At 63.2% G+C, this 10,954-nt stretch carries 6 protein-coding genes; all 6 read right to left on the minus strand.

Translation table 11 applies throughout. The features are described 5' to 3' along the window. Positions 1 to 5: 5 nt before the first annotated feature. Positions 6 to 2,840, minus strand: coding sequence for a hypothetical protein (locus tag C3F12_10290; GenBank protein PWB45362.1), 2,835 nt, complete (start codon positions 2,838 to 2,840; stop codon positions 6 to 8). 248 nt (positions 2,841 to 3,088) lie between these two features. After that, complete coding sequence (locus C3F12_10295; GenBank protein PWB45363.1) at positions 3,089 to 4,237, minus strand: electron transporter SenC; 1,149 nt, start codon at positions 4,235 to 4,237, stop codon at positions 3,089 to 3,091. A gap of 55 nt (positions 4,238 to 4,292) precedes the next feature. Next, complete coding sequence (locus C3F12_10300) at positions 4,293 to 7,034, minus strand: copper oxidase (protein ID PWB45364.1); 2,742 nt, start codon at positions 7,032 to 7,034, stop codon at positions 4,293 to 4,295. Positions 7,035 to 7,084: 50 nt separating this feature from the next. Then, positions 7,085 to 7,294 carry a hypothetical protein gene (locus C3F12_10305; protein PWB45365.1) on the minus strand — a complete coding sequence of 70 codons (210 nt, stop codon included), beginning with the start codon at positions 7,292 to 7,294 and terminating at the stop codon, positions 7,085 to 7,087. A gap of 304 nt (positions 7,295 to 7,598) precedes the next feature. Next, complete coding sequence (locus C3F12_10310; GenBank protein PWB45366.1) at positions 7,599 to 10,460, minus strand: hypothetical protein; 2,862 nt, start codon at positions 10,458 to 10,460, stop codon at positions 7,599 to 7,601. Position 10,461: 1 nt separating this feature from the next. Further along, a partial coding sequence (locus C3F12_10315; protein ID PWB45367.1) for a DUF4154 domain-containing protein occupies positions 10,462 to 10,954 on the minus strand: 493 nt, incomplete at its 5' end.

Genomic DNA, 10,954 nt, shown 5'->3' on the forward strand with positions numbered 1-10,954 from the left:
GGTGACTACCTGACCGTGACGGGGATGTTCGAGACCACCGTTCCGTTCGGAGAGGATCGAACACTGATCGTATTGCTCGCATCGGGGGCCACACCATTCCTATTCCTGTAGATGAATCTGAAGACGGTTCGACCGCGCGTGCGTGCGACCGCAGAGCCGATCACGGACCCTGTGGCATTGGGACCGGTATAGAAGGTCAAGCTGCTTCCGGGGGCCGAAGTCGCGCCCTGAATAATCCACTGCCCTACCCGCCGCATGTAGAGGGCCCGCGTGACGGTGATGGTGTCAATGACTCCGTTGACGGTCAGGTTCACCGTTGCGACGTTGGAGGTGTTGCCGGCGGCATCCCCGACCGTGTAGGTCAAGCTGTCCGGGCCGAAGTAGTTGAGGGCCGGCGTGTAGGTCACCGCGCCCGTTGTGGGGTTCACGACGGCCGTGCCATGGGCCGGACCTGTCCCGACGGCCACCGAAGAGGGGACGATGTTCCCCTGGGCATCGGCGTCGTTGGCCAGCACATTGATGACGGCGGCCGTGTTCATATTGGTTGTCGCGCTGTCATTCGCGGCTACCGGGGCGGTATCGGGCACAAAGGTGATGGCCGCCGTCAGCGTCGTCTGAGTCGGCTGCGGGCCGGAGTTGTCGGTGACGCTTACCGTGATGACGTTCGGTCCTGCGACCAGCCCGGTGATCTGCGCGCTCCAGTCGGCGCCGACGACCGTCACAGGACCCACGACGGCTGCGGTATCGACCGACACCACCGGATCCGCCAGACCCGCCTCCACAGTACCGGAGATCGTCTGGCTGCTGTTGTGGGTCGGCGTCGTGACCGGATTAAGGGTGAGCAGGGTCTGAGCGGGCGCCCCATTGAGGTCCGTCGCCGCGATCCGCATCAGGAGATCGGTGCCTTCGTCGTTCGGTATCGGGACCAGGAGCTCCGGATGGTCGAAGGGGGCCGACTGGTTTCTGACCCGCTCGTCGGTCAGCGCCATCATGAACGCGACCAGGGCGGCATGCATCGTTTCATTCCCCTGCATGAGCGAAATGCCCTGCCCGATCAGAGGGTCAAGGTCGTGAATATTGTCCTGCGGGAAGTTGCCGCCGCGGACGTAGAAGTCGACCACCTCCTCCAGGGTCATGACACTCCCGTTGTGGAAGTAGGGAGCGGTCAACTCCACGTTGCGCAGCCCAGGAACCTTGAACAGGCCGTCCTTGTTCACGGGGAAATCGACGGGGATGAACAGCGGCAGGATCGGGGTCTCGAAGGGGAGCTGGCCCAGCTCCTGCTGCTCGGCCAGGGCCGAGAACGACAGCGGAAACGGTAGCCCATTGTTGAAGTTGATAAAGGGCGCCGTCCCTCCACGGCCAATATCATCCGTTGTAGGGGTAACGGCGGTATTGTTGAACCCGTTATCATAGATGACCTGCCTGCCGTCCGCCACGAACATCAGCTCGATCAGGGCATGTTCCTGATTGTCCAGGAACGCGCCGGCCGTGACCGAGGCGTTGGTCATCTCGGTGCCGCCGTGACAGAGGCCGCAGTTGGCGATCCCGCTGAAGAGGGCGAACCCGAGCTGCTGCTCCTCGGTCAGCGCGGCCCTGTTGCCGCCCAGGAAACGGTCGAAGGGGGTCTGGTCCGAGACCAGGGTCGCCATGTAAAGCTGGACCGCCAGCCCCCAGAAGAAGGCGAAGTTGGCCTCCATCTGCGTGAACGCGACGTCCACCCCGCGGGTTCTGATCGTGACCGGTGCGGCAGAATTCCAGAGATTGTCCACAAAGGCGTCCTTGATCATCTGCTCGTAGGAGGTCACGAGCCCATTAACGGCCTGAATCCGCCCATCCGGCAGCCGGCTGGCCCGTGAGAAGAGGCCGAGCCTGCTGTCGCCGGGGTGGACGAGCTGCCTCCCCAACGGGGTCAGGCTCAGACTCAACAGCTTCCGCCCCAGTTCAGGGAAGGTGCGACCCGCAGCCGACATCTCGGTATCATCCATCGGCGGTCCGACGGCCTGCGAGGCGAGGCTCGCAAAATCGAACTCAACCGGACGTTTCACCAGGCCACCCGGATCATTGAACCAGACCCCCGCATTCAGGTCGGCCGGGCCGAACGGATTGGCGCCGTTGAAGCTGTGGTAGGCCCTGCCGTCCCAGAAGTTATTGAAGTTGAAGATCGCGTTGATCATGGAGGGGGTATTCCGCCCCGTCACCCGCCGCGTGTTGACGCCGCCCACGTGAAAGATCGGGTCGGCCACGGGGGTCATGTCGTCAACGGCTGATCCGGGGGTGATGCCCACGAAGTCGGCGCGACGGACCCCCTGCGACCCCACGACATCATTGGTATGGCGCAGGATGGGCGAGGACTGAAGGTCGGCCGGCGCCCCACGCTGGTGGAATGGGAAGTCGCCGGGTTGCAGGGTGTAATTCGGGCCGAATCCTGGAAAATCGATCAACCCCGTGAGGGGATTGTTGCCGAACACGGTATCGCCCGCCTTTGCGCCAGGGTTGAGGGTGTTCTTCATCCGTTTGTCGATGCCGGCGCTATGGTGACACGTGGCGCAAGCCTGGACTCCGTCGCTTCCCACCTGCATGTCCCAGAAGAAGGCCTTCCCCAGCCGGATGGCAGCGTCTTTGTTCTTGACGAAGTCGAAGATGTTGGAGGGTTCAGGGACCGGGATCTGACTCAAGGGCACGAAGTCGGGCGGCACGATGACCGGGAACTGCGCCAAGAGGGCAGCAGTCTCGGATGGCGTCGCGGCAGACGTCGACGCCGGCCCGTACGGCAGGAGTGTCGAGATGAGGGCAATCGCTAGTAGTTTTTTGGTGAGGGGCCCTTTCTTGGGTACCATAACATGTCCTCCTCTTCATTCCCCCGCCATTCATCCGTCATTGCGAGCACCCGAAGGGTGCGCGGCAATCTCACCGTTCTGTCCTCGCGCGCTTGAAGAACCGGGGGCAAAGAACGGTTGGATTGCTTCGCTGCGCTCGCAATGACACATTCCACTTTCTATTCTCGGGTTCGCTGCGCCCCTTGACGCCGAACCTCGCACCCCCTCACCTCCATCCTCTCCCCCATAAGGGGGAGAGGAGGCCTTAATTATTTCCCCTCTCCCCTTGCGGGAGAGGGCGCGGGTGAGGAGTCGGTTCTCTGTGCGCCTTGACGGGCGGCATCATGCGCCGCCAGATAGTCGAGCAGATCGCTCACCTGCTCGTGGGTCAGCCCTACGTTGGGCATCGGGAAGCTGGGGTACTTCGCGGCAAGCTCCGTTGCGATGGGATCGCCGTCCGCCCGCAGCCGGTCTGGGGCCAGCAGATAGCGGGCCAGCCAGTCGCGCTCCCGGCGGCTCGTCACGCCTGCCAGATCGGGCCCCATGCCGCTGCCCTTGCCCAGGGTGTGGCAGATGGCGCACTGATTCCGGAACACCAACTGTCCATTCAGCAGCAGCCGCTGCTCCACCGTGATCTCCCGTTTCGGGGCGTCCGCAAAGCTCTTTGCCGGTCGCCCGGCATAATACCTGGCAGGGTCCAGCATCCTGCCGATTTCGCCGACCATCAGGTCGATGTTGCCGGTCAGCGTCAGCCGCATCCACTGGCCCTTTGCCCCGTCGCCGACCCGAACGAAATTGGTATGACTCTCCTTCTCGCCCCGCTCGCCGAACTTGTAGCGGACCTGATCGATAGCGTCCCGCGTGCCGGTTAAAAACAGCCAGCCAGGCCCGACCCGGTACCGTTCGGCATACTTCTTCAGGACCTCGGGGCTGTCATGCTCCGGGTCCAACGTGATGGAGTACATGAAGATATCCTGGCCCACGCGTGATCCCAGCCGCTTTTGCACCTGCAGCAGCTTCGCCGTCGCCAGCGGGCAGGCCTTGTCACAAGTGGCATAGATGAAGTTGATCAGGACCTTCTTGTCCTTGATCAGGTCATCGTAAAGCTGAACCGTCTGCCCTTCATGGGTCACCAGGGACACGTTGGGGAAATAGCCCGCCCCCCAGCGCGAGCCCTGCGGCGCAGCCGAGGCGGCGCCGGATGACCATAGAATCAGCAAGACCATAACCAAGCTCGTCATTGCGAGCGACCGAAGGGAGCGCGGCAATCCCACCGTTCTTGCACTGTGAGATTGCTTCGTCGCCTCCGGCTCCTCGCAATGACAATAAGGGGCGGTCGCTACGCTCCCTCGCAATGACGTAGGCTGAGGATGTTCGCCGCAATGTCGTCTCATGATTGGCTCCAGGTAATCGCCCATGGGCCGCGCCTGTTGCGCGACCCATGGGCGTTGGTTGCTCAAATACCCTGCCCTACTAGAACGTGCGCGGGTCCGTGGACTCCGGCAGGTCTATATAGCCCTCAGGCGGCACGCCTTGCGGGCCGGCCAACGACCCAGGCCCGACAGGGTCAGAGCACTCGGGAACGCCGGTGTCGAAGCCCTGGGGATTGCCTTCCGTCAGATAGCACGAGTCGGTGTAGGTGACCCCTGTGGGCCGCGGATCGGGCGTCGGCAGGACCGTGATGTGGACGTCGTCGATCCCGGCGTTGCTGCTGCCCCGGATCAGGTCGTATCGCAGCAGCATGGCGCTGTCCTCATGGACCGTGTTATGACAGTGGTTGACATACGCCCCGCCGAACTCGCCGAACGTGACCTGGATCTCGGGGTCGCTGCGGAAGCCGCCGGCGACCCCGCCGATATGCCAGACATCCTTGCGCTTCAACAGCTCCGTCGGATGAATCGAGGCAGCATCGGTTTGGCCGTTCCGATTGAGGGTGATGGCCTCTTCGAAGTGCAGGTGCAGCGGGTGACCCCAGCCGCCGCCGGACTTTAAGGTCCAATGCTCGATATCGCCCGGTCTCGGCAGGTTCGAGACCCGCCGCATGTCGGCCAGGTGCGCAGCCCCGCCATTGACCTTGATTGCCCACGGTTCGTCGAGGGGCGTAACGCCGTCCGGGGCGAACTCGGGGTAGTCGAACGGCAGGCCGGCATCGTCAGCCCCGCCCCGCACCAGCTCGATTTCGCGCGTTCTGACGGGCGCGACCGTCGGGATCAGCCAGGATGAAGGCCCGAGATCGTCCGGATCGACCACCCGGCTCAGATCGTTGGCGCCGCAGGCATTGGCAATCGTATTCATGGTACCCGGCGCATCGACGCTGGGCACGCTGCCCACGACACGGAACTCCATGATGGCGCCGACGGCGGGATCGTCGGAGTTGCCCGACAGCGCCTGGCCGATCGTCAGGGTATCGTCCGGCTTACGGCCGTTGGAGAACTCCAGCAGGTTCACGAGGTAGAGCTTCTTTCCGACGGGGAACGCAGAGAAGTCGACGATGATATCGTACCGCTCGGCCGTCCCCTGCTGGTCCAGTTGCGGCAGGTTGCGCTCGAAGCGGGGGAACATGTTGCCGTCGTTGGCGATCTGCGTCAACAGGACGGGTTGCGCCGTGTTGGGATCGAGGCTGTCGGCGATGGCCAACTGGATCCATCGCGACATCCCCGCCGAGAGGATCCGGAAGCGGTATTTGCGCGGCAGGACATCGAGGTACGGCTTCCACTGGTAGTTGACGTGGATCATGTCGCCCAGGAAGCCGTCGGTGTCGACGATGTCGAAGAACTGCTGGCCGTCGGGCGAGCAGGCGACGTCCTGGACCAGGAAGTAGATGTCGAAATCGCGGTTGCCCCAGGTCCGCCCGTTGCGCCAGCCGCTCGGGAGCCGGAGGTTGACCGCATCGGCGGCCGCCGTCAGGCCCGGCCGCTCGTAGCCGCGATCGGGGCCGCTGAAATACTCCAACAGCCCGGCATACCCTTTGTACACATTCTCGGACGTAAAGGCGATCCGGTGGTCGTGGAACCACAAGGTCCCCTGAATCTCGCGGAAGTCGCCCGGCACCAGGATGATGTCGCCGTTATCGGTTGGTGTGGAGCAGCGCGGATCGCCCCTTCTCACCCCGATCAGCGTGTCCAGGTCCCGACCCAGGGAGTCTTTCAGGCCGGCATCGTGCCGGGCCATCATCAGAGAAAACTGGTAGTCGTAATACTGCCCCGGGAAGAAGTGGGCGTTGGCGGCGCCGTCGCTCTCGGCGCCGTTGTGGCCGTTGTGGTTGTGGGTGGTCGGTTCATTGCGCCCGTAGCCGCCGTTGTCCGCCGGGTCAAACGGCAGGTTATTGTAATGACGCAGGATGACCGATTCGCCGTATCGACACTGCAGGAGGGCGGGAAAGGCGTAGTCGCCGAGTCCGCTTGCGATGTCTTTCTCGTCTTTCGCGAGCCAATCGCCCCCCCGGCAGAACCGCCCCTCGCCCATGGTCCAGATCGCATTCGGCCCCTGCACCTCCCAGTCGGAATCAAGTTTGTACTTGAAGCCGGTGTAGATCTGCCCATAGGAGATGATCACGCCCACCGGGTCGAAGGGGTAGGTCCCCTGGCGATTGAGCCTGGAGGATCGCATCATCTCGTACCACCGCTGGTGCGCGAATGCCTCTCCCGGCGGGCGTCCCTCCCGCGGTCCCTGCAGACCCGGCGACGGCCAATCGCGCCTCTTGACGCCGTCGACGAGATTGCACGTATGGGTGATGGGGGTCGTGTTGGACCGCCGCATCGATCGCATCTCGTCCCGGGCGATGCGCCGCGTGAAGAGCAGTTCGTCCCGGTTGACGCGTTGCCCGCGTTGCCGAGATTGAGGCGCAACGGCGAAGGCGCCTCGTGGCCAGAGCAGGTCGATTTCGCCGCGGGAGAAGCCCCGTACCTGTCTCAAGGGCTGCCGCGTCAGGGTGTGGGGCTGCATCATCGGCACCGTGAACGGCACATCGCTCAGCCGGGGGTAGGGGCTGGGCGGCGTGCCGGTCGGGACCTCGGCGAATGCGCTCTTGGCAAAGGGGCTCAGGCCGTTTTTCACCGCCAGCATCCCCCCTGCCGTAAAGACACCCATTTTGAACAGCTCTCGCCGCGATACCTGGCCGGCAGAGCGGGCGGCGACGATCTCTGCCCGATTCCGTCGGGCGTGTTCCGCCTCTCGCAGGCGGGCCTTCGATGCATTCTTTGGCAGCCACAACATCGTTGTTCTCCTTTTCAGCGATTCACCGATGCTCTATCGGTGGATGCAGGTTATGGTTCGATGATCCGCACGCGGGTCCGCCAGCGTGCCGGTTTCGCCCTGTCCATGGGCGCCCGCCGAGGGCGCGGCGCCGATGCCGCCGGGGCTTGCACCGAGACGCTCTCCTTGGCGATCACCAGCGCGCCCAACGCGAGGAGCCCCCGCGTGATGAGGTCCCGTCTGGTCACTGTGGCCTGTGGCGCTTTTTCCAATAGAGACATCGTGATTCCTCCTTCTGTTGAGTTGCAGGGCGCTTCCCTGCGTCATCGCCTTCGATCCTGGTCGGCGCGCGCATTCTTTACTCAAAGTATGGCTTTCTAACGGCCGCCGGAAAATCGGACAAATGCTGATTGTGATGTAGGATGTTGTCCCGTCGGAGTCGCTTGGCTGGTCTGACACCGGGGTCCCGGTGAATGCGGCCCCCATCATCGCGTGCAGGAGAGCCCACTGGTACCGTATCGGTGGAAGGGTATTGGCGGGTGTAAGGCCTCAGGCGTGAAGGGGGTAGGGCGTGAGGGGGAGACGTTAGGCGTAAGGCGCGGGCCGATCGGGCCGATCGTTGGGCGGCTGCTTCAGCGGGATCACCACCACGACCGTTGTGCCCTGACCCGGCTGACCCGTGATCGCGGTCTCCCCGCCCAGCAGCAGCGCCCGCTCCCGCATGCCGAGCAACCCAAGGGCGCGCCGGTCGGCCATGGCTTGCGGGGTAATACCCCGGCCGTTATCGATCACCTCCAGGGTGATCCGTTCGGTATCCGCTTTCAGCGTGACATGAACAGCGGTCGCCTGGGCATGGCGGGCCACATTGGTCAGCGCTTCTTGCAGGATGCGGAAGACGGCCGTGGAGCACTCGCGATCCAGTTCGAGCCGGCAGGGCTCCGCGGTCAGGTGTGTGCCGATACCTGTACGCGACTGAAACTCCTTCACCTGCCACTCAATGGCTGCAACAAGTCCCAGGTCATCCAGGAGACTGGGCCGCAACTCGCTGGAGATCCGGCGCACCGACTGGATCGTCGTGTCGATCAACGTCCCCATCGACCGGAGCTTCGCCTGCAATGCGTCGTGATCGCCGGGCAGCCGCCCGGTCACCCACGACAGGTCGATCTTGATACCCGTCAGCAGTTGTCCCAGCTCATCGTGAATATGTCGGGCGACCTGGGTCCGTTCATCCTCGCGCACCGATTCCAGATGAGCGGCCAGGGCGCGCAGTTGCGCCTGCGAGCGGCGCGCCTCCGCCTCCGCCCTTGTGCGCTCCTGGACCTCCAGCCGCAGCGCATCAGTCTGGCGCTGCAATGAGGAGAAGAGGCGGTCATGTTTCATAGCGAGGGCCAACTGATCGGCCAACGGCAAGACGCGATCGATATCGCGCGTCGAGTAGATCCCCGGCGTTCGACTGTCGAGGAAGAAGACCCCCACCGCGTCCCCCGCGACAAGCAACGGGAGCTCGATGGTTGCCCGAATTCCTTCCTCCGCCATATACAGATCGTCTCTGAAGCGGGCCTCCTTTGACAGATCTTGCACGAGCCGGGGCTGTTTGTGGGTCAGGACCCAGTCGATCCCGGTCTCCTCTGCGCTCGGGAAGATCTTCCCTTGGCTTGCTACCAGCGATGGGTCGGGGACTGACGCATAGATCGTTCTGGGCCGGCCTCCCTCCGCGACGATGACCCCCAGGCGGTCATATGCGATGTACGATCTGACCGCCTGGGCAAACGTCTCAAAGACGTCCTCAAGCACCAGCGACCGGTTCAGCAGCCGGCTGAGCGTAAAGAGGGCCTCCCACCGGGCGGCATCTTCTTTCGTTTGCTCGTACAGTCGAGCCATCTCGGAATGGGCAAGCGCCAGGTCCGCCTCCGCTCGCTTGCGCTCGGTCACGTCGATCCCGACCGATATGAAATGCGTGATCGCGCCCTGGCTGTCCCGCAGCGGCGTGATGACCTCCTCATCAAAGAACAGGGTCCCGTCCTTCTTTTTGTTGACGAACACGCCACGAAAGACCTCTCCGGACAGCAGTGTCTGCCAGAGCTGCTCATAGTACTCGGCCGGATGCCGGCCCGACTTGACGAGCCGTGGCGTGCGACCGATCGCCTCATCCCGCGAGTAGCCGGTGAGTTGCTCAAAGCCGGGGTTGACATACTCGATGACGCCTTCTCGATCGGTGATCACCACGCTATAGGCGGCCTGCTCGACGGCGCCGGAGAGCTTTCTGAGCGCCTCTTGAGCCCGCCTCCGCTCGGTGATATCTCGTACTACGACTTGAATGGCCTGTTCGCCTTTGTAGAACAATGGGGTTGCCGCGACCTCGACATCGATGACGGTGCCATCGAGCCGTACATATTGCTCTTCCAGCAAGGGGACCGGTGTCCCTTCCTCGAGTAGGCGCTTTATCCGCTTTCGAACCGTTTCATGAGCGTGGGGATGAACAAAGTCAAACGGAGATCGGTTGAGAATCTGTTCAGGCCGCTCCGCGCCAAGCAGTGTGACTGTAGCGGGATTCACGTACACGATCCGATTGTTGTGATTGATGAAGATGGCATCCTGAGAGGCCTCGACAAGTGTTCGGTATTTTTCTTCGCTTGCTTTCAAAGAGGCTTCAGCGTATTTGCGCTCGGCGACCTCGAGTTGCAACTCTTGCGTGCGAAGGTTGACCCGGTCTTCGAGCTCATCACGCGCCTGCTGGAGCGCCGCATCCCGCTTCTGGATCCGGGCCAGCATCTCGTTGAATCCGTCGGTGAGCAGGCCCAGTTCGTCCTCGCCGGACTTGCTCGCGCGGACCGAGTAGTCGTCTTTTTCCGTCACGGCCTTGACCATCTGCGCCAGATGCACGACCGGTCCGGAGATCATACCCTGGAGTCGGGATGACAGGACCAGGGCCGCGAAGGAGGCGAGCCCCAGCACCGCAATCACAACGAGCGCATGTTTCAGGAGGAAATCGTACAATGGGGCCATGTCGAACTGGAGGTAGATCGTGCCGATGCGCTCGTCATCCAGACGAATCGGCTGGGCAAAGGTCAGGTTCCTCATCCGGAGGGATAAGCCGTCAGGTGGGGGGATAGTGGGAATCAGATCCGGATTGATGTCGTTGCGACGGTAGGTAGCGAAGAGTTGCCCCTCTTGTGTGTAAAGGCGCGCGGCCGTGATCCGCGGGTCTGCGGCGAGGGCTGCCAGCGTCCGCTCGCCGGCGGCCGGATCCCGGAAGGCCAGCGCCGCCCTGCTGTTCATCCCGATCACGTCGGCCATGCTGCGCATCTCGTTCGTCATGACCGACCGGTACATCCGGAATTCCACCACCAACAGGACCACGGTACCCACCCCTAACGCGACGGTCAGGGCGAGCTGGACGATGCGCGCCAGCTTCTGTCGGATCGGGACATCGCGAAGCGAGTGCATCCTACGGTACCCCGTGAACAGCCTGGGCCAGACCGAGCAGTTCCGAGCCGATCCTCAGGTTCGCGCGTTTGGCCGCCTCCATGTTGACCTCGAAGCGGATCGTGTCTTCGACGGTGATGAAGTTGATCATCACGCCGCGACGGGCCGACCCTTCTACGTCACCGACCGTCAGCGCACTCCACCCCTTCATCCGCTTGAGGATGGCCGGAAGCTGATCATCCATAGACGAACTGATAAACAACACATGGCAGTAGTCCAGCTCTGCCACCGTCTTGTATCGTTCAACCGCCACCACCCGACCCTTCGCCGTCTTGCCCTGGACGGCAGCCAGCGCGCGCCCCATCGGGCCTTCGCCCAGCACGCCGATGACCACCTGGTTGTGACCGGACCGGAAGGCCTGAGAAGGCCACTCGACGAACTTGACGAACTGATAGAGAAACGCGGCCTTGACCTGATACTCCGGCGGCGCCGGATCGGCGGCGCCGGCGAGGCGC

The sequence above is a fragment of the Candidatus Methylomirabilota bacterium genome, assembly GCA_003104975.1.
GTDB lineage: Bacteria > Methylomirabilota > Methylomirabilia > Methylomirabilales > Methylomirabilaceae > Methylomirabilis.

Coding starts and splice junctions, on each gene's coding strand:
- C3F12_10305 (PWB45365.1), bottom strand. CDS start 7,294: ATGTCTCTATTGGAAAAAGCGCCACAGGCCACAGTGACCAGACGGGAC.
- C3F12_10300 (PWB45364.1), bottom strand. CDS start 7,034: ATGTTGTGGCTGCCAAAGAATGCATCGAAGGCCCGCCTGCGAGAGGCG.
- C3F12_10295 (PWB45363.1), bottom strand. CDS start 4,237: ATGGGCGATTACCTGGAGCCAATCATGAGACGACATTGCGGCGAACAT.
- C3F12_10310 (PWB45366.1), bottom strand. CDS start 10,460: ATGCACTCGCTTCGCGATGTCCCGATCCGACAGAAGCTGGCGCGCATC.
- C3F12_10290 (PWB45362.1), bottom strand. CDS start 2,840: ATGGTACCCAAGAAAGGGCCCCTCACCAAAAAACTACTAGCGATTGCC.